The organism is Halomarina pelagica (genome assembly GCF_024228315.1).
Lineage (GTDB): Archaea > Halobacteriota > Halobacteria > Halobacteriales > Haloarculaceae > Halomarina > Halomarina pelagica.
In genome coordinates this window covers 39,707-59,097 of record NZ_CP100456.1, presented here as the reverse complement: position 1 = coordinate 59,097, position 19,391 = coordinate 39,707, and the positions used below count along the sequence as shown (strand labels likewise).

General features: G+C 62.6%; 17 protein-coding genes and 1 pseudogene. 5 read left to right on the top strand and 13 right to left on the bottom strand.

Annotated elements, in window-relative coordinates:
• Positions 1-200: 200 nt before the first annotated feature.
• On the top strand, positions 201-1,412 hold the full coding sequence (locus NKI68_RS21685) for an RNA-guided endonuclease TnpB family protein (RefSeq protein ID WP_438267824.1): 1,212 nt from the start codon (positions 201-203) through the stop codon (positions 1,410-1,412).
• Positions 1,413-2,288: 876 nt separating this feature from the next.
• On the opposite strand, the gene NKI68_RS21680 is transcribed toward NKI68_RS21685, so the two are convergent.
• The 3 genes from NKI68_RS21680 to NKI68_RS21670 all read right to left on the bottom strand — a co-directional run bounded on the left by NKI68_RS21680 (position 2,289) and on the right by NKI68_RS21670 (position 6,716).
• The gene (locus tag NKI68_RS21680; protein ID WP_254547088.1) at positions 2,289-2,900 is read right to left on the bottom strand and encodes a helix-turn-helix domain-containing protein; all 612 of its coding nucleotides are present in this window, start codon (positions 2,898-2,900) and stop codon (positions 2,289-2,291) included.
• A gap of 213 nt (positions 2,901-3,113) precedes the next feature.
• Positions 3,114-4,634, bottom strand: a complete 1,521-nt coding sequence (locus NKI68_RS21675) for an aldehyde dehydrogenase family protein (protein WP_254547087.1) — start codon at positions 4,632-4,634, stop codon at positions 3,114-3,116.
• Between the two features lie 147 nt (positions 4,635-4,781).
• On the bottom strand, positions 4,782-6,716 hold the full coding sequence (locus NKI68_RS21670; RefSeq protein WP_254547086.1) for an aldehyde ferredoxin oxidoreductase family protein: 1,935 nt from the start codon (positions 6,714-6,716) through the stop codon (positions 4,782-4,784).
• 261 nt (positions 6,717-6,977) lie between these two features.
• Here NKI68_RS21670 and tnpA (NKI68_RS21665) point away from each other — a divergent pair.
• The 3 genes and pseudogenes from tnpA (NKI68_RS21665) to fer all read left to right on the top strand — a co-directional run.
• Positions 6,978-7,244, top strand: a pseudogene (gene tnpA / locus NKI68_RS21665) (IS200/IS605 family transposase); the annotation flags it as partial.
• 1 nt (position 7,245) lies between these two features.
• Positions 7,246-8,418: an RNA-guided endonuclease TnpB family protein gene (locus tag NKI68_RS21660; RefSeq protein WP_254547187.1), complete on the top strand. Its 1,173-nt coding sequence runs from the start codon at positions 7,246-7,248 to the stop codon at positions 8,416-8,418.
• A gap of 184 nt (positions 8,419-8,602) precedes the next feature.
• A complete protein-coding gene (gene fer, locus NKI68_RS21655) occupies positions 8,603-9,094 on the top strand; it encodes a ferredoxin Fer (protein WP_254547186.1) in 492 nt (163 codons plus the stop codon).
• 113 nt (positions 9,095-9,207) lie between these two features.
• Here fer and NKI68_RS21650 read toward each other — a convergent pair whose 3' ends face one another.
• The 10 genes from NKI68_RS21650 to NKI68_RS21605 all read right to left on the bottom strand — a co-directional run bounded on the left by NKI68_RS21650 (position 9,208) and on the right by NKI68_RS21605 (position 18,943).
• Positions 9,208-10,497, bottom strand: coding sequence for an RNA-guided endonuclease InsQ/TnpB family protein (locus NKI68_RS21650; protein ID WP_254547185.1), 1,290 nt, complete (start codon positions 10,495-10,497; stop codon positions 9,208-9,210).
• Positions 10,494-10,889 (bottom strand): IS200/IS605 family transposase, encoded by a 396-nt coding sequence (gene tnpA / locus NKI68_RS21645; protein ID WP_254547184.1) that lies wholly within the window; start codon positions 10,887-10,889, stop codon positions 10,494-10,496. Before tnpA (NKI68_RS21645) ends, NKI68_RS21650 begins: the two co-directional genes overlap by 4 nt.
• Positions 10,890-11,018: 129 nt before the next feature.
• Positions 11,019-11,402, bottom strand: coding sequence for a hypothetical protein (locus NKI68_RS21640; RefSeq protein WP_254547183.1), 384 nt, complete (start codon positions 11,400-11,402; stop codon positions 11,019-11,021).
• 63 nt (positions 11,403-11,465) lie between these two features.
• Positions 11,466-13,190: a pyrroloquinoline quinone-dependent dehydrogenase gene (locus NKI68_RS21635; RefSeq protein ID WP_254547182.1), complete on the bottom strand. Its 1,725-nt coding sequence runs from the start codon at positions 13,188-13,190 to the stop codon at positions 11,466-11,468.
• A 31-nt stretch (positions 13,191-13,221) separates the two neighbouring features.
• Positions 13,222-14,163 carry a hypothetical protein gene (locus NKI68_RS21630; RefSeq protein WP_254547181.1) on the bottom strand — a complete coding sequence of 314 codons (942 nt, stop codon included), beginning with the start codon at positions 14,161-14,163 and terminating at the stop codon, positions 13,222-13,224.
• Between the two features lie 328 nt (positions 14,164-14,491).
• The gene (locus NKI68_RS21625) at positions 14,492-15,232 is read right to left on the bottom strand and encodes a class I SAM-dependent methyltransferase (protein ID WP_254547180.1); all 741 of its coding nucleotides are present in this window, start codon (positions 15,230-15,232) and stop codon (positions 14,492-14,494) included.
• 124 nt (positions 15,233-15,356) lie between these two features.
• Positions 15,357-15,656 (bottom strand): DUF4242 domain-containing protein, encoded by a 300-nt coding sequence (locus NKI68_RS21620; protein ID WP_254547179.1) that lies wholly within the window; start codon positions 15,654-15,656, stop codon positions 15,357-15,359.
• Positions 15,657-16,083: 427 nt separating this feature from the next.
• A complete protein-coding gene (locus tag NKI68_RS21615) occupies positions 16,084-17,064 on the bottom strand; it encodes an ABC transporter substrate-binding protein (RefSeq protein WP_254547178.1) in 981 nt (326 codons plus the stop codon).
• The gene (locus NKI68_RS21610; protein WP_254547177.1) at positions 17,064-18,050 is read right to left on the bottom strand and encodes an ABC transporter substrate-binding protein; all 987 of its coding nucleotides are present in this window, start codon (positions 18,048-18,050) and stop codon (positions 17,064-17,066) included. The genes NKI68_RS21615 and NKI68_RS21610 overlap by 1 nt, the downstream gene beginning before the upstream one ends.
• Positions 18,047-18,943, bottom strand: a complete 897-nt coding sequence (locus tag NKI68_RS21605; protein WP_254547176.1) for an ABC transporter substrate-binding protein — start codon at positions 18,941-18,943, stop codon at positions 18,047-18,049. The genes NKI68_RS21610 and NKI68_RS21605 overlap by 4 nt, the downstream gene beginning before the upstream one ends.
• Positions 18,944-19,029: 86 nt before the next feature.
• Here NKI68_RS21605 and NKI68_RS21600 point away from each other — a divergent pair, with 86 nt between their 5' ends.
• On the top strand, positions 19,030-19,377 hold the full coding sequence (locus tag NKI68_RS21600) for a cupin domain-containing protein (RefSeq protein WP_254547175.1): 348 nt from the start codon (positions 19,030-19,032) through the stop codon (positions 19,375-19,377).
• Positions 19,378-19,391 lie beyond the last annotated feature (14 nt).

The window sequence follows — 19,391 nt, the reverse complement described above, 5'->3', positions numbered from 1 at the left end:
GAGAGATTGAGGTGGTTCTCCTCAACCCACTCGGCTTGGTCTTCGCGGATGGTGATGTTCTTCCGCCTCACTATGTACGCACTATACGTACCTGTGCGTATAGTTGTTGCGGTTGCGTGGGCCTGTGGGCCGAGTGTCGAAGATGTTCGATACTCGTGCGGCGCTGTATCCCCTCCCTACTCGCTCCCTTCGGTCGCTCGTTGAGGAAGGGGCCTTTGCGCCTCAATTCAGGTAAGGAGCTTCGCCTTCGTCGCCTTCTTGCCACCTACCGCGAAGCGTTGGCCGATGCGTTTGATTCAGGGGCGGATACGATGGGGGGCGTCAGCGATGTGGTGACGCCGTTCGACCTCCCGTATCAGGCAAAGGCTGCTCTGTGCAGCTACGTTCCGAAGCTCCGCAAGACGTACAACGCCCGCGAGTTGGACGATGAACACCCACTACGACTCACGAATCAAGCCGCGAAGTTCGACCGGGACGAATCTCGACACTACGAGATTTGCTGGAACGTCCCTCAACCCGGTAGAGGGACGAACTTCTGGATTCCGCTCCGGTTGAACCCGGACCAAGAACCGTTGTGGTCTGACCTGCTCAACGGAGACGCCAAAGCTGGCGAGATTCGACTACAGCAGAACCGAAGTAGCTGGGTGCTTCACGTCGCCGTCCACTACGAGGTTTCAGAACCCGAAACGGACGGCGACGAGACGTACATCGGCTTCGATATCGGCGAATCTGCGTTGATTACGGGCTGTGCCCTCAAACGCAACACGCCGACGAAGCCGATACTCGAAAGTGGCAGTCGAGCGCGACACCTCCGCAAGGTGATGTTCACGACGCTCCGGCGATTGCAACAGCGTGACGCCGCCGAGTGGCGGATCGACGAACGGTTCGCCCACTACCAGAACGCGCTCACGGATATTGTCGAGCAGGCGTCTCGGCGCGCTGTTGAATACGCCCGACAGTTCGAGACCCCCGTCATCGTCATGGAGGACCTCTCGTACATCCGCGAGCGCCTTGACTACGGCAAGTTCATGAACCGCCGCCTGCACGCGTGGGCGTTCGCCCGGCTACAGGGTCGTATCGAGGATAAAGCGACAGAGGCGGGGATTCGCGTCGAGTACGTCAACCCGGCGTACACAAGCCAGACGTGCCACGCCTGCAACCGAATCGGGCGGCGACGTACGCAAGCGGCGTTCGTCTGTCCGCACGACGACTGCCACGTAACGGAGTTTCACGCGGATATCAACGCGGCGGCGAAAGTCGCCAGTCGCGCAAACCCGTGGGGAGAGAGCGTTCCTTGGAAACCGGAACGCGATGACTCGCCTCGGGATGGGAGCGGTCGTGACACCGCCACAGTCCACCGAGAGTCGAGTGCGAAACCCGCACAGATGACGCTCTCGGCGTACTCGGACTGAAACCTACGGCATTGCCGGAATCCCACTGGGTGGGAAGCCCCGCCGGTTACGGCGGGGAGGATGTCACTGACCGTATATCCGGCATCTCCGCAGGCGTTGGGTTCGGAGTGTCCCATTCCTCCCAGTTGGACACTCGTGCCACAACCTCCGATGCACGCTTCTTGTCGCGTTTGAACACCGTCGGAAGCGTGGTGAACGCCTTACTATCTAATTAGACCGTACGGATAATAATGATATTCAGACAGTGAACGTGAACTGTGCGGGCGCTGTATCCCTCCCTGTTCGCGGCGTCGCCGTTCGCTGAGGAAGGAGGCGGAGCGCCCTCGATTAAAGCCAAATGCGGCCGTCCCGACACTACTGAGAGCCCGCTTCACAGTCCGGTTCTGTCTAGATACCGACACCGCCTTGCTAACCACCGCGCCACCTTGTTTATCTAGCGACAGGTGACCCCGTCCGACTCTGAAACCGTGTCAAGTCGGTCAGAGCCGGTTGTTCAGTACATCCGCGCGGAGCATGCCGAACGGCGCTTCGGATACCGCGACACGAAACGACAGCATGGTATATGTTGTCTGAGTACGAACCCATCGCACGTGATGAGACGGGATGATCGCTATCGGCTCCCCCGTGCTAGCGCCGACGTGGACCCAGCATGGCGCGCACAGATAACGTGTGAGGAGTGTGGCGTAACCGTCCCTCGGCGCGAAGTTGGTACGCCCGAGAAGGGGACGCTCGTCTGTCCGAGCTGTGGGAGTCGAAAGATCGACCATTGCACTCTACCGGAGTAACGACTCGGTAGGAACCCTGTCGAGCCACCGCTATCGCCCCTTAGGTAGTTTCACGGAGCGTCGTGCGAGGAGATGGAGGGGGCTGTCAGGCCTAGTTGTCGAGATCGTTCTCGTGGGGAGGCATGGTCGACATCGATTCGACGGCCTCGTCATCGTCCTGTGCATGTTCGAGATACCGACGCCCCTCGTCTGATTCCCAGAGCCGCTCATCGAGGATGTTCCCATCGGTGTAGAACTTGTGAACCGTCGGAAGCTTCGTGTTATCGAACTGAGCGATGAGTTCACCGTGTTTTTTGAAAAAGTAGTGGACCCATCGTTCTGCCTCGCGATCATCGTTGAACTGCGTTACTAACGTCCAATAATAGTAATCGTCGGCGTTCGCGAAGAGAACAACGTGAGGGTCCTCGACGAGATCCCAGTAGCAGTCCTCCCACTTCGCCTCGAAGTTCGGATAGTGAAAGGCGATACGGAAGAGATGGTACTGAAAGAGTTGTCTGTTCGGGACTGTCTCCGTGCGAAAGACCTCTTCGCCTTCCAGTTCGCGAAGTAGCTCGTTAACCCGATTGTGAGATAACGAGATGCCGTACTCTTCTTCGAGGATATCGCGCAACTCTCGAACCGGTGCGGTCGGGTGCTTGATCCTAAGTTTCAGAAGAATGATGTCTCTCGGAGAGAGATCAGCGTCGAATTCGTCGTCGGACACACCCATTAGCAGTACGAAAAGAGATGTGAACGCAGTACATAACGATTTCCCTGGAGCGACGGTAACGCGCCATCGCTGGCGTCTCCACCGTCGATCGGATCAGTGGCATGAATTCCGGCGTTCTCGGTCCTGGCGATTTCTGGAGGCGCGAGGTGGCCGATCGCGTACCACCGGGGGTCGATTCGCGATACGTTTCGGTCCTCTACGATCGCTTCACCCGACTCTGAAGTTGATGGTCTTCGTTCGAGTGTACGCCTCGATAGTTTCACGGGCCGTCTCTCTACCGATTCCGGACTGTTTGTACCCGCCGAATGGTTGGCCGGCCGGGAACTCGTTGTACTGGTTCACCCAGACGTTCCCTACCTCGATGTCTCGGGCTGCTCGACGGGCTGTCGTGAGATCGTCGGTGACGATACCGGCGGCCAGTCCGAATTTTACGTCGTTGACCTGCTCGATGAGTCGGTCGTAGCTATTCCAGCCGAAGACGAGCTCGACCGGCCCGAATATCTCCTCCTGTGCAGCGCGCGCCTCGTGGGGGGCGCGCTCGATCACCGTCGGGAGGACGAAATTCCCTCGCCCGAGTCGGTCATCGGTCGGTCGGCCACCGCCGGTTACAACCTGACCACCCACCTCAGTAGCGAGTTTGATGTACTGTTCGGTTCGCTCGACCTGCGTGGCCGAGATCTTCGGTCCGATGTCCGTCTTCTCCAAGAGCGGATCGCCCACCACGAGTGCCTCTGCGGCGGCGGCGAATTCCTCGACGAACTGCTCGCGGAGCATGTCGTGCACGAACAGCCGCGTTCCCGCACAGCAACACTCCCCCGCGTTATAGAACATCGCGTCGATCGCCACATCGACGGCCCGATTCACGTCTGCGTCGGGAAAGACGATGAGCGGACTCTTCCCTCCTAGCTCCAGTGAGATATCCGTCAGATTATTCGCGGCACCTTTCATGACGCCGCGGCCGACCTCCGTCGACCCCGTAAATGCGATCTTGCTGACGCGCGGATGTTCGACGAGTGACGCTCCCGCCTCCGGTCCGTATCCCGTGACGACGTTCAGCGCCCCGGCCGGGAGAAGATCACCTACCTCGTGGACGAACTCCATCAACGACAGTGGCGTCTCCTCGGCCGGTTTCAACACCACGGCGTTCCCCGCCGCCAGCGCCGGAGCGAGTTTCCAGGTCGCCATCAGTAGGGGGAAGTTCCACGGTATGATCTGTCCTACGACCCCGTACGGCTCGCGGATAGTCTCGACGTGTTGATCGCGACCGACGGGGACCGTCTTCCCCTCCAACGTTCGGGCCGCCCCCGCGAAGTATCGAAAGTGGTCGACGACGAGTTCGATGTCTCCTCGGGCTTCCGTGATCGGCTTTCCGTTGTCGAGCGAGTCGAGTCGGGCGAACTCCTCAGCCCGGGCCTCGACGCGGTCCGAGATCTCGGTAAGGATCGTCTGCCGTTCGGCAGGGGACTTCGTCTTCCACGTCTCGTAACCGCGCCACGCGGCCGTCACAGCGCGCTCTATGTCCGCAGCATTCCCCGCCTGTGCCATCGCGAGTCGTATGCCTGTCGTCGGATCACGGACGTCAAACCGTGCATCACCAATGCTGTCTACCCATACCCCGTCGATGTAGAGCTGTAGTTCCGTTTCTCGTATCAGCTCGCTGGCTGCCCGTTCGTGGCGTTCGGCGATCTCGAGAGCGCCACGGTCTGACGATTGTGGGTCTGGAGTCACTGATTGTCACTCTGTGGCAAGGCGTCGGCATAGTTCTTTCCCCAGAAATAGACGCTCCTTCGAAGCTCGGGTGAGCGCCGTATCCACGCTCGGATGCGCGTCCCAGCACGGAAAGCGCACGGTCCGCCCTCGACCAGGGAAGCGCGATCAGTCGTCGGAAGGGGCAGCTGCGCTACCGCGGTCGTTCAGGCTGACGCCGGTTCCGGGACCGACGTCGATACCGAGTTCGTCGAGTTTCTCCTCGCTGACCACGCCGTCGACCCAGCCGCGGTGGTCGTAGTACTCCTCCTTCATCTCCTCGAGCTCGCAGTACTGCCCCTCGCTCGCGCCCTGGCCGGGGATGCCGCCCTCGAGGAAGCGTGCGGGCAGGGAGTCGTCGTCGGCGTCGAAGCCGTTGAGGTTGTTGTAGTACCGTTCGAGGTTGTAGACGCGCTCGCCGGCCTGCATGAGTTCCTCCTCGCTCACGTCGAGGCCGGTCATGCCGTTGTACTGCAGGACGTACTCCTCGACGCCCTCCGCGAAGGCGTTGAACTTGCAGATGTCGAAGGAGTCGCTGATCGCGTGCATGTCCTGGAAGGTGGCGCAGAGTTCGCCCTTGCCGCGCCACTCGTAGGGGTCGACCTTCTCGGGGATGCCGAGGATCTCCGCCGCCGGCGTGTACCCGCGCAGGTGACACGCCCCGCGGTTCGAGGTGGCGTACCCGATCCCCATCCCCTTCATGCAGCGCGGGTCGTACGCCGCGATGGCTTGTCCCTTCACCGCCAGCGAGTTGTTCTCCGCATCGAACCGATCGACCATGTGTCTCTGCCCCTCGCCGAGATGCTCGGCCAGTTTCGTCTCGCGAGTCGCGATCTTCGTCACCAACTCGATCATGGCCTCTGAATTACCCCAGTCGATCCCCTCGCCGAGGTCGTCGAACGTGCCCTCCTCGGTCATCTCCATCGCCATCGCCATGATGTTGCCCGTCTCGATGGTATCCATGCCGTGGTCGTTACACCGGTCGATCATGACCGCGATGTCGTCCCGATCCGTATGACCGGAGTTGGGGCCGAGTGCCCACGCCGACTCGTACTCGTAGGACTCCATCCGGACGTTCATGTCCTCGCCCTTGTGGCTGGTGGAGACCTCGACTTCCTTCTTGCAGGCGACCGGACAGGAGTGACAGGTCGGCTCGTCCACGAGGATGTTCTCGCGGACGTTCTCGCCCGAGACGTGTTCGGCGTCGATCTCGACGCCCTCGTCGTCGCTATAGGATCCTGTCGAGGTGTACCTCCCGTTTTTCGTTGGGAGGCCGTCCATCTCCTCGCTAATGTTCATGAGGACGTTGGTGCCGTAGAGCGAGAGGCCGCCCTCGTTGGGCGCGGTGACCTCCGACTCCTGGATGACCTGCATGGCCTGCTGGTGGCCCGTGCGGAAGGTCTCCGGGTCCGCCGGCTTCGGCATTTTTGTGTTAGATTTTACGACGATTGCCTTCAGGTTCTTCGAGCCCATCACGCAGCCCGTGCCGCCGCGCCCGGAGGCGCGGTCGTCCTCGTTCATGATGCAGGCGAACTTGACGCCGTTCTCGCCCGCCTGACCGATGCCCATCACGGACAAATTCTTGCCGTAACTTCCCTCACACTCCTCCTCTAAGGTATCGCGGACTTCATGGAAGTCCCTACCCCACAGATGAGACGCGTCGCGGAGTTCGACCTCGCCGTCCTCGACGACGGCGTAGACGGGCTCTTCGGCCTGCCCCTCGAAGAGCAGGCCGTCGAAGCCGGCCCACTTCAGGCGCGCGCCCGACCAGCCCCCGTGGTGGGAGTCCGTCACGGTGCCGGTGAGCGGCGATTTCGTGCAGACGGCGATGCGCCCGCTCATCACCACCTGCGTCCCCGTGAGCGGCCCGTTCGTGAACGCCAGCAGGTTCTCCGGCCCGAGCGGATCCACATCCGGCCCCTGGTCGAAGACGTACTTCACCCCGAGCCCGCGCGCCCCGAGGTACTGTTTCGCGTCCTCTTCGTCGATTCCCTCGTAGTTCACCTCGCCCGACGAGAGGTCGATGCGTGCTACGTGATCCTGGAAGCCGCCGAGTTCAGTCATGAGTTAACGTACCATGGATATACAGTACCCGACCGGTGTTATGAGTTTCCCAGAGATAGTAACCTGAATCGGTTACGTAATGCAGTCGTGGACGTAGATAATATGCTCGAGACTCGATTTTGTAGTAATACATAATCTGGCACTCCCCTTCGCGAGATTTTGTAACGTAACATCGGACGAAGAGAGTTACGTAGAGGGCGGTGTAGATTCTGCCGTCGCTGGTAACGTAATGTTCCATCCACAGATGCATTCTTACACGAAATCGAGGAGAAAGCCGACGAACTCGACCTCGACATCCTCCGACTGGCAATCCAGCCCGACCACGTACACCTGTTCATCACGGGCGACCCAAAACTCGCCCCGAATAAGATAATGCAACAGGTCAAGGGCCACACCTCTCGGAACCTCCGCGAGGAGTTCGACTTCGGCCTCCCATCGCTATGGACACGCTCGTACTTCGTCTCCAGCGCGGGCGAGGTGGCGAGTCAGACCATCGAGGAGTACATCGAAGCACAGACAGGACAATAGGATGCAACGCGAAGTCACTACCACGGTACGGGTCACACTCCACTCGCTCACCGAGCGGAAAGCCCGACTCGTCGATCGCGAATACACCGCGTTCCAAGACGCCGTTCACGGTGACGACGACGCGAACCTCTACTCCGCCACCAAACAACAGGCGGGCAAAGTCTGGTCGAACAAGAACCCACGAGAGGGCACCGAACAACCCGTCGTTCTCCGCAACGACTGCATCACCATCGACCACGACGAGGATACCGTCATCTCGTCGTGGTGGTTCAAACTCCCCGTCTACAACCCCGAGCGAGAACGAGGAGATAGCATCTGGGTACCCGTCCACGTCCCCGAGAAGGACACACACCTGCTCACCGACGAGTGCATCCGCGACTCGGAACTCGTCCACCGAGGCGGTGAGTGGTACGTTCACCTCGTCTGCAAGCGGTCTGTGGCCGTCGCAGACGAGTACGACGACGTTCTCGCCGTCGATATGGGGGCGAAGTGGATAGCCGTCAGCACGTTCCTCTCCGACCGAGATACGCAGTTCCACGGTGCGGAAGTTCGGCGCGTTCGGGAACACTACAAACAACTTTGCAAGTCAATCGGGAAGGCGAAGGTTCGTTCAGGGGCACAGGTCATCGAACGCCTCGGTGACAAGGAACCCCGAACAGTCGAACACGAGTTGCATCAGGTGGCGAACACCCTCGTTGCTCGCGCTCGTGAACGCAACGCCGTCATCGTGTTCGGCGATATGACCGGGGTGCGCTTCGACAACGACAAAGGCCGGTACGTGAACGACAAGACCCACAAGATGCCGTACGCAAAGCTGGCGAACATCCTCACGTACAAAGCCCATCTCGATGGACGTGAGTGTATCCCGGTGAAGGAGTACGACACGTCTGTGACGTGTTGGCGATGTGGGTCGCAGAACACGAGTCGGGAGGTGCAGGGTCGAGTCGAGTGCCACGACTGTGGACTGGACGACAACGGCGATAAGAACGGGGCGACGAACATTGGTAAACGAGCCGTCGGTAAGAACATTCAGAGTCCGCTATCGACGGTGGGGGCTGTTGTGGCTCAGCCCGAAACGCAGGTCGTACTCAAGGGAACCAACGGCGAGATGGAACCTGCGAACTCCCCAGACGACGTGGGCCTGACCCTCAGTGAGGGAAACCCACGACTTTAGTCGTGGGAGAAGTCACGTGGAAGTGATATCGATCGCATCTCGTCGAGTTGACATCCTCCCCGCCCTGAAGGGCAAGTTTTAGCCTTGCAACTTCCATAACAGTACCCGACTGTGGAGATTACAATTTACGACTGAGTGGCCGTACGTGGCAAAAATTTAATTGCGCTCCGTGCAACCCAGTGACATGGACATTCAGCTCCCTGCGGTCGGTCCGGGAGTCGAGCAGGCCGAGGAAGAGAAGGAGGATCTACCGCCGGCGGAGGTTGAGTACCTCAACTACCGAACGGTCGTCGAGAACGGTTGGAGTATCGACGACGACGAACTCTTCGAAAAGGCAGCTGCGCTCGACCTGAACGACCTGAATTACGGCAAGATGGACGTCGACCGCGACGAGACGTTGCTTCGGTCCGCCGAAGCCAACGATCTCAAGTGGGCCTCGCAGTGCCGGTCGGGCACCTGTAACGTCTGTACAGGTATTCTGAAGGGTGGTGAGGCACAGATGGACATGAACCTGGTACTCAGCGATGAGGAGGTCGAAGAGCGAGATATGCGACTCACTTGCGTCTGTAAGCCCGAGACCGATACCCTTCGAATCATTTTTAACGCCGCCCCGGAGGTAGCGAAGAGCCGAAACCCTGGGCACGAGGGCGACACGGCGTCCGGATCCGACGATTGAGCGAGGCGATCGCCGAGTCAGGGTTGGGTAGTGTACAGGCGTCGAAGGGTCTGCGTGGCCTCCTTGACATCCTCCCCGCGCTAAAGCGCGAGGATTCCACCGTGGGGGTTCGGCTATGCCGAGTCCCCGGCGGTAACTTGCGGGTGTGTATGCTCCTCGTTGGGACGGTGAGCGCGTGGTGACGCCGACCATCGGTGGTCGTCCCACTTGAGGCACACGGGCCGTGCCATCGGCCGTGGTACGTCTGTTTCGTGCCGTCGGAGGAACGTCTCCGACGCCGTGAGGTCCGCGTGGCCCTCAAAGCCGCACGAACAGGTGAGCGTGTCTTGGTGCCGAGTCGTGCCCTCCGTCGAGCCGCACTGTGGACACGTCTGGCTGGTCCACGCTTCGGGGCGAACTTCGACAGTGATGCCGAACTCCTCGGCGGTGCACGCCAGCCGGTCGATGAACGCGCGGAACGCCCAGAAGTTGTGCGTCTTGGCGTTCGCCCGCACCGACCAGTGCGTGTCGAGTACGTCGGTGAGGTCTCCGACGTACACTGTCGAAACCCCTTCTTCGTACAGTCGCTCGAAGAGGTTGCGGGCAAGCGCGTCCATGGCGTGGTCGCGCCGTCGCGTCCGGCGTCGGTACAGGCGTCGAATCCGCTTCGACGTGTACCGCCCCTCTTCGCGCTTCACCTTCGACTGGTGTTCGGCGATTCGGCGGGTCGTCTCGCGGAACCGCTCGAAGAGGTCGCGTCCCTCGTACAGATACTGCTGGCCGGTCGTGGTCGTACAGGCAACGATGTTGTTCGCACCAATATCCAGAGCAGCCGTCTCGTCGGCTAATGGTGAGTCCTGTCGAGAATCGTCCGTGGTGACAGGTTGAATGGCCCTGTATTGGTCGCTCAACTCGTCGTAGTACAGTTCCAGCCGGCCTTGATCGCCCGACCACTTCGGTTTCCCACGAACGTCGAGCGTGAGCCGTTCGCGGTAGCCCATATCGTACTCGTCCTTGAGGTCGCTGCCGACTGTGAGTTCGATGGTCGAACGGTCGCCCCACTGGAGCGTGTACTGGTCGTTGCGGATGTAGGTCCGCAACTCCCGGCCCTCTTCCTCGTTGCCCCAGTAGCCCGGAAGGCCGTTGGCTTCGCCTTTCTCTTTCAGGACGAAGAACGACCGCCACGCTTCGGTGTTCTTGCGAATCACCTGTTGGGCGGTGGCGCTCCCGAGAACACCGACGTATTGCTTGCGGTAGTCCTCGGTCTCCCACACCGACTTGTCGATGTCGGGGTCGGTGACGTTCTGTCGGCGCTCGTAGGTGAGTTGATTCCACAGGGAAGCAGAGGCGTCCAACAGTCGTTGAAGCAGTTCCTCGTCGGCGTCGGAGCGCGGTACCACAGTGAAGGAGTTAACGCGCCTCACGCGGTCCACTCCCCGTCCTGTTTGTCCTTCTGCTCGCGGATGTACTGCTCGACGGCGTCTTTCGAGACGCTGCCGGCAGTCCCAACGTAGTACGAGCGCGTCCACTTGATACGGTCGTTGGACCGCTCATTGTACCACCGGGCGGAAATTCCCTTCACCCAGTTGACGATGAGCGACGGGGCGTTCTTCGGCGGGCTGCCGATGAACAAGTGAACGTGGTCGGGCATGATTTCGGCTTCGACCAGTTCGAGGTCCTTGTCGTCGCAGATTTCCTCGAAGATGGAGTGAAGCCGGTCGGCGGTCGCACCCGTGAGGCGCTGTTCCCGGTACTTCGGGATGAATACTACGTGGTAGTAGAGTTCGTAGACAGCGTGACGGGTGCTGTTCACCATGCGTGTATACTATAGTTAGCATGGGCGGTAAGTGTTCCGGTCGACCCCCGGCCCTGCCATCGTCGGTGGACTGTCCGGCCGGGCCTACCGCTTGACCCCGCCCTGAAGGGCGAGGCTTGCGCTCGAAATTCACGTCAGTGCCCGGAGAGTCGCCTCTTCGACGGTCGGCGCGACCGTCTCGTCTAGAACCTCGATGAGTCGCGGTACTGCGTCGACGATCTCCGGATGTTCAGGGTCGAGCGTGGCGAGTTCCGCGACACCGATCGCACCCGAGAGCTGGAGCGAGCCGTGCTCCGTATCGAGGAGTCCGACGAGAGGGCCGAGGTACGGTTCGACGAGTTGGGGGTCGTGTTCGGCCGCGGCCCGGAGCGCCCGTCCGGCGTCCAGTTGCTGGGATGGATCGTCGCCGGTCAGTTGCCGTTCGATTTGATCTCGCGCGCTGTGAAGGATCGTCGGTTCATCGCGAACTGCCCGCTCCAGATTGCCGATCGCGCTGATATCTTTTGGGGTCATGGTACTCTTGTGTGCTCACTCGTGGCGTGCGGCCGGCCGGTCGAAACGGGAGGGTACGCTCGCCTACTTCTTCAGCGAGAAGACCGCGAGCCGGTCGCCGCGCGGTCCCCGACCGACGAACCCGCTACCACCGATTTGGATGGCGACGTACTGCTTCTCGGTCTCGGGATCGTACCAGCTGACCGGATCTCCGGCGATCGCCTTATCGGAGAGGTCGAACTCCCAGAGGCGGTCGCCGGTTTCGCCGTCGTAGGCGATCAGGTCGCCGTTCTGTGTACCGGCGAACAGAAGTCCCGTGGCGGTGGACATGGTTCCGCCCCACAGATAGCGGTCACTGTCGATCCAGTCGCGCCATTTGACCCGTCCCGTCGTGGGATCGACCGCCGCGATACAGCTGATGTGCCCGTTGTATTCCTCCGGGATGTCCTCCTCGTCCGGTTCGACGTCGACGACGCCGCCCCAGAACTTCTCACCGGGTCTGTATTCCTCGTTCTGCCACTTCACTGAATGGGGGGTGTTGAGGACCTTGTGGTAACAGAGGCCGGTTTCCGGACAGTACGAGGCGGGCTGCCAGTCGACACCGCCGAGCAGGCCGGGGAGCATCACGTACTCGCGCTCTTCCTCGACGTGCGGAACGAGCCGCATGAAGTTGATCTGTTGGGTGAGTGGCTCACCACGGATCAGCAGATCGCCACTGTCTGGATCCATCGTGTACGTCCAGGAAGTCTTTCCGGCGTTGTAGACGATGTCACCCCGATAGTCTAGGTGGTCGATCTCCACGTCCCGGATGAGCATCCGCATATTTGCGGAGTCGTAGTCCCAGATGTCGTGGGCGGACTCCTGGTGCGCCCACAGGATCTCGCCCGACCTGGGGTCGACGCAGAGTGTCGAGCAGGTGTTCCGATTCGGTCCCGGTCGGACCGTCCCGTTGAAGTCCGGACTCGGATTACCGACGTTGAAGTACAGGAGTTCGCGCTCGGTATCGAGTGTCGGAGTCATCCAGTTCGTCCCGCCGGACTGCTTGATACTGTCACCGACGTACTCCTCCTCCGGACACGTTTCGAGTCGCCAGAGTTCTTCGCCGGTCTCGGCGTCGATGGCGCAGTGGAACCCCCGAACGCCGTACTCCCCACCCGCACTACCGGTGAACAGGATTCCGTCGTAAATGATGGGTGCCCACGTCGCGGAGTATCCCTCCTTGTAATCCGCCGTCGAGACGTACCACACCTCCTCGCCGGTGTAGCGGTCGAGCGCCTGCACGCCGGAGTCGAGGGAAGTCATGTAGACCTTGTCCTTCCAGACGGCGACGCCGCGGTTGTTGTCGTCACAGCAGAGCACCGCGTCCTCCGGAGCAGGATAGGTGTACGCCCAGAGGATCTCCCCCTCGCGGGCGTCAATCGCCTTCACGTGGCTCGGCCCGTTGGCCTGGTACATCACCGGTGGATCACCGGGAACGATGATCGGTGAGCCCTCCATGCTGGAGTTGGCACCCACCTCCATCTCGTACTCTAATTCGAGTCGGTCGACGTTGTCCTTGGTGATGACGTCGGCGGTGGTGTGACGATGTGCCTCGTAGTTGTTCCCGAACATCAACCAGTTTGTGGGGTCGTCGCCGCCCTCGGTCAGCATCTCCTGGGTGACGTCGAACCGGGGGATGCGATCGGTATCGTGCTGGTCGAGGACCGGTTCGTCCGGTGCGTTGAATACCTGGTACCCGAGTTCGGTCTCTTCGACGATGGTCTCGCTCGCGGCCCTGACTGCCTCGTTGTCTCGTTCTCCTGTTGCCATGGTTGGATCTGTTGATTGGTATTGTCGTGTGCTATCTCGCTTTGCTCGGCGCGCGTTTCTCCTCGGTTATCCAGTACGCTTCCCGCATCAGTTCCTCCTGGTTGACGATTGCGATGGCCGCACCACCGCTCACGCCGGCGATCAACTGTTCGTCGGTCAACTCGGATCCGTCGGCGGCCACGTCGTTGACGGCGCGCAGGAACGAGTCGGCCCCCCCGAGTATCGCCTTCGCTCGCCAGAAGGCGTCATCGAGGATGTCCTCGGTGAGAAGGATCCGCTTCTGTACCAGGTGTCGGTCGAGAGATTTGATCCAGAGTAACCCTCCGCCGATCGCTCGATGGTACAGTGGCGGGACGTAATCCACGTCGAACTCGACTCCCTCCGGGATGTCCTGCGTCGGGACCCACCGAGAGAGACGTGTGTCGTTGTTGACCACGTCCATCATCAACGCCGTGCGCTCACGCTCGTCGAATCCACAGTCGACCAGTCCGGCCGTCAACAGATCCGCCGTGACTAACCCGCGGGCGGTACGATCGATGTGTTCTGGTGTAAACGCCGGGAGGTTATCCGAGAGGCTCTCGAAGAACCCGACGTCCACGAGGTGGTCGTATGTCCCCCAGACCGGATCGATGAGTTCGCGGTAGAGTTTTTGGACGCCAGCGTCGCCAGGTCCGAATCGTTCGGGGATACCCACTGCGCGTACCTCCGAGGCACGCGCGAGTTGCGCTTCCAGCCCCGATAGTCCAGCCTGGATACGATCGGCATCTAACTGCCCTCGCAGATCAGCGCGGATGGCCTTACCCATCGAAGCGAACGCTGGATCTGTCTCTGCGCCGACCGTATCCCGGAGTTCAGTGAGTGTCAGCGTGCTATCGGTCACCGACGTATCGGCACCGAGTTCGACCGCTAACTGCTCTCTGTCCCGAGCGGTTATCTGGGGTTTGTAGGACCCTACCATGAAGCGTGTAACCACACCGAAGCCCCGGTATTAAATGTTACTACTACCGATAGATGGCCATTCTTATCGGATTTTCTAATCCCAATACGCCGAAGTACATGGTTAGTTGCGGAGAATCCCCGCGTCAAATAGTGGTGTCTAATACCACCACCTATGATCGACGTACTCGTGGCGGTGAGAGGACGATTAATGGAGTTCGTCGAGCCGACACTGCGATCAGACTCGGCTTGCCAACATCGCCGTTTTCGCTGCACGCGCCGTAGATACTCCTGAGGTTACCGGCGGCGAGGCGGTTCGTCTCGAGGCCGGCGACCGGACGGCCGTTGCCCGAATCCCGCCGCGGTCACGGCTCGGCGACGACGACGACGTACCGCCCCCGCTCGCGTTCGAGTTCGAGTTCGGTGACGGTCGTGACGGTGAACCCGGCCTCGGTGACGAGCTCGCGCCAGTAGGTCGCCGGGTCGGTCGACCCGTCGTGCGTGATGGGCAGTTCGAGCACGCCGAGGGTACCGTCCGGAGCGCACGCGCGGTGCGCTTCCGCCAGCGCCCGTCGCGCCGCGGGAGCCGGCAGGTCGTGGAGCATCCGACAGGCGGTCACGACGTCGATCGAGCCGTCCGCGACGGGGAGTCGGGCCGCGTCGCCGCGGACGACCGCCGCGTCGAGACCGGCCCGCGACGCGTTCCGCGCGGCGAGCGTCGGGGCGTTACCGAGGATGACCCGATCGTCGAACACGTCCAGGCCGACGACGGTCGCGGCCGAATCGAGCGCGGGGGCCATCCCGACCAGCGAGCGACCCGTCCCGCACCCGACGTCGAGCACGCGGTCGGCCGCGTCAAGCGGGAGTTCGGCCGCGAACGCCTCGTACTTCCCCCGGTCGAGCCGCCACGGCGCCGGTCGAGCGAGCCTGGACGCCGCTCGCCAGCCCGTCCGTCCCCCCCAGAGCGCGAGGCCGACGGCGAGCAGGCGGCGGAATCGCGACCGGGAGCCGACGGCGAGGGCCGTGGCGACGGCGACTCCGAGCGCGCCGAGGACGATCGCCCGAAGGCGTCGCCGCCAGTGGTAGACCCCGAAGTAGTAGGGCATGGTTCGACGGTTCGTCCGCCCGCGTCTTAGCGTTGCACGCCGATCGCGGCTCGCCGGGCGGTGACGATCGCGATACCGGGCACCGGCAGTTCGACGACCCGGGCCGGAACGCCCGCTGCGCCCCCTACTCGCCGGACAGGGGTTCGCCCCGCTTCGTCACCTTCGTGGCCGGCAGGCCGGCCCGGTCGGCGTGTTCGTACACGGCGTCCTCGTCCTCTGCACGGTAGTGACAGAACGTCCCCACGACCCAGTCGTCGCCGTCGGTCAGCACCTCGGATTCTACCCACCGGATCTCGACGCCCTCGTCCCGGAGTTCCGACAGCGTCTCCCCCGATGCGTCCGCCGCGGCGGCCAACTCCTCCCGTGTGATCGGTTCGTCGAGCTCGCGCAGGATGAGGAAGTCGTCCGTGGTTTGGTCAGACATGGCTCACTCGTTCGAGAGTACGGTGAGCCCGGTATACTTTATGCATTATAAAAAATAATATTCGAGTTGAAATCTCCTCCGGGTGGAGGCCGCGATCGTCGCCTCGGTCGGGCGGATTACGGGGTAGATCGAAGCAGACCGGTGGCGAGAGCGTGGCTCACCACTCGGTGAGCCACTCCGGGGAGAGTTGGGCGCGACAGCCGACGCAGTAGACCGTGGCGGTGTCGTTCTCGACGCCGCACTGGGGACAGGCCACGCTCACCCCGCGTGCCCACCGCGGGGTCGAGCGAGGAACCGCATCGGCCGTATCATCCTCGACTCGGTCGAATCCGCCGGGCCGCAGGACCGTCCAACAACCCCATCCAACGGCGATGATGAGAGCGACGGCGGACAGGACGGCGAACGCGGGTGGCGGCGTCATCGCCCGTCACCCTTCGCCCCGCCCTCGACCGATGCGGTCGGCGTACCGACCGACGACGTCGGCGTCCGAGTCGAGGTACTCGTTCGTCCACGCCGCGTCGGGGTCGATCGTCCCGTCGAGCAGGTCGGTCGCGGAGAGCATCGACCCGAGCCGACGCCACCGGTCGACGTCGTGGGCCCCCCAGCCGGCCGTCCGGACGTGATCGGTGAACTGCAGGTTCTCGGCGGCGACCTCGAACTTGTGGGTCTCGATTGGTCTGCGGCGTTCGAGCGTCGCGTTGCGAGCGACGAGGGTTTCGATCGCCGCCGCCGGGTCGTTAGTCGACGCCGCCCACCCGTGAGCTGTCGCCCGCAGGAACGAGCGAACCGCGTCGGCGTTATCGGACGCGAACGCCCGGTTGGTCACGAGCGTCATGCCGTAGACGCCCAGGTGGTCGCCGATGTGGAGTTCGTCGGCCGCGCGATCGTACTCGCGTTCGAGTTCGTTCCCGTTCGTGACGACGCCGACCGCGGCGTCGACCGTCCCATCGAGGAGTTTGTGCTGGACGCGGTGGTGGGTGTTCGGGTCCACCGGCAGCAGCTCCACCCGGTCGCGGACGTCCGCGTCCTCCAGATACTGCGCCGCGAGGATGCGCGTCTTCGTCGCGGACGGGGCGACGGTTCGACCGGCCAACTGTTCGGGGCGTTCGAGGGGTTCGCCGAAGACGTCTCGGAGGGTGTAGATGGCCGCCGGCGTCTTCTTCGTCACCGCGGCCACGGCTAGCGGGTCGAACCCCTCGCTCTGCTTCGCGAGGACGGCGCTCGCGCCCGCGAGTGCGACGTCAGCGCGACCGCGGGCGGCCTGCTCGGCCGCGAACGGCGACCCGTGCCCCTCGAGGAACTGCACGTCGATCCCCTCCTCCTCGTAGAACCCCCGCGACCGGGCGAGGAAGTACGGAGCCTGGAAGCCGTTGGGTTCCCAGTTCAGCTGGAAGGTGACCGTCTCCATCACTTGGCCTCCGGCCGGAACGTACCGTCCGGGATGCGATCGACGCCGAGGGCGTCCGCGCCGGCGACCTCGAGCAGGTGATCGAACAGCCGCTCCATCCCCGCTATCGTCTCCGCGTCCCAGTCCCGGACGACCATGTCCCGCCATCCGTCGCGGACCGCGCGGACGATCGCCGGGTCGTCGTAGGTCATCAGCCGCTCGCCGATCTCCTCCCAGAGGTCGTCGTCGTCGACGAGTCGATCGACGACGGCGCGGTAGGCCCCCCTGAAGCTACTCACCGTCTCTGGGTGCTCCGCGAGGAACGACTCGCTCGTCAGGAACGTCGAGATCGGGAGCCGGTCGTCGATGCGCGAGAGGCGCTGGACCAACTCGGCCATCGGCAGCACTTCCCGGTACGGCCCGCGTTCGGTTATCTCGGGGACGATGGGCCAGAACTGGAGGATCGCGTCGACCTCGCCGTCGTACAGCAGATCCGTCAGGCCGACCTTGGACCCGGCCTCCACCGGCGTGGCCTCGATGTCGGGGTCGAACCCGTGGTACTCCCGGCAGGCGGCCCGCGTCAGGATCCAGTTCTTGTCGAGCCGGCGGACGACGCCGATTCGGTGGTCTGTAAGGTCGGTCAGCCCCTCGATGTCGGTGTCGTCGGGGGCGACGAGCCCACCGACGGTCCGGCCGTAGGGGTGGATCGCGACGATGGCGGCCCCCTCGCTTCGTTCGCGGGCCGTCGAGATGTAGTCGATGTCGATGAGGTCGGCGTCGCCGTCCTGGAGGCGGGCCTCGACGGTCTCCATGCCGCCCTCGAGTTCGTCGGAGACGAGCCGCACGTCGAGGTGGAATCCGTGGTCGTGATCCAGCCCGAGACGCTTGATCGCGTAGAGCATGTACCGCGGGCTGCCGTTGTGCTCGAAGCGGGCGCGCATCACCGGCAGGCCCGCCGGGTTGTCGTGGACGGCGTCGAGCGCCGCCTGCTGGTCTTCGACGCTCATCGCGCTGGCCCCACGATGGCGTCGATGTCCGCGTTCTCGTCGACGAGCTGTCGGCGTTTCATCCACTCGAGGTGTGCCCCGAGTTCCGCACGGTCGGCCGGTTCGGGCGGCTCGTAGGTCGGCACTTCGATGCTCGCGAGCAGTGCCTCGCGATCGACGCCCTCGAACAAGTCGGGCGCGACGTCGGCGTCGGCGTCGAGCATGGCGAGGTACTCCTCGCGGAAGGCGTCGGGGTCGTCGTTGATCGCCCCGACCGCCCGGGCGTACGCTCGCATGAACGCGTCGAGCGTCTCGGCGTCCACCTCCTCGGCCGCGACGATACCCATGTGGTTCTCGAACCGGAGGACGGCCCTGAATCCGAGGTGCTCGGCCAGCGTGCTCTGCGGTTCGAGCAGGGAGACCGCCTTGACCTCGCCGTCGCGGAGCGCTCGCAACCGATCAGTCGGCATTCCGTGGTGTTCGAGTATGACCGCCTCGGGGGGAACGTGTTCCTCGAGCGCTCGGATGACGGTGTACTCCTGACCGGTCCGACGGTTCACGCCCACCGGCACGCCCGCGAGGTCGGACGGCTCCTCGACGTCGCTCTCGGGTCGGACGTAGACCGTGTACGGCTGGTCGGCGAACGTACCCGCGCCGACGACTCGACCGTCATCCATGTCCCACGTCCGCTTGAGCGACTCCCACTTACAGATCGGATAGAGATCCATGTCGTAGTCGCCCGTTAGCGTCTCCTCCGCCGGGATGTACTTCCAATCAACGCTCTCGCGATCGCGCTCGACGATCTCGACCTCGATCCCCTCGTCCGCGAAGTACCCTCGATCGCCCGCCACGTGCTGGGGGAGCATGAACGAGAACGGAAGGTGGAACAGACGGAGTTTGCCATTGTCTGGCATGACTAGTAGGGTAAAATCATAACTACATAAAAATAATGCAAGATTATTTATAAGCAGTCGCTGATAGGCTCACGACGGGTAGCGCCATGGACTACGTTAGCAAGAACGACCGGGAACCGCACGAGGTCGCCGACGGGGTCTATCTGGCCGACCTCGCGGCGGGTGACCGAGCGTCGATGAAGTTCTGGCAGGTCGAACCGGGTGCGACGCTCCCGGCACACCGCCATCACAACGAGCAGATCGGCTTCGTCATCAGCGGGACACTGACGACCGTCCTCGAGGACGGGGAGCACCTCCTCGAACCGGGGGATTCGTATGCGTTTTCGAGCGACGAGCTACACGGGGCGGAGAACCGGGGCAACGAACCGGCTGTCGGTGTCGGCGTGCTTAGCCCGCCGCGCGACGAGCCGCGGTGGGCGACGAAGCGCCCGTGACGGACGCCGCCCGC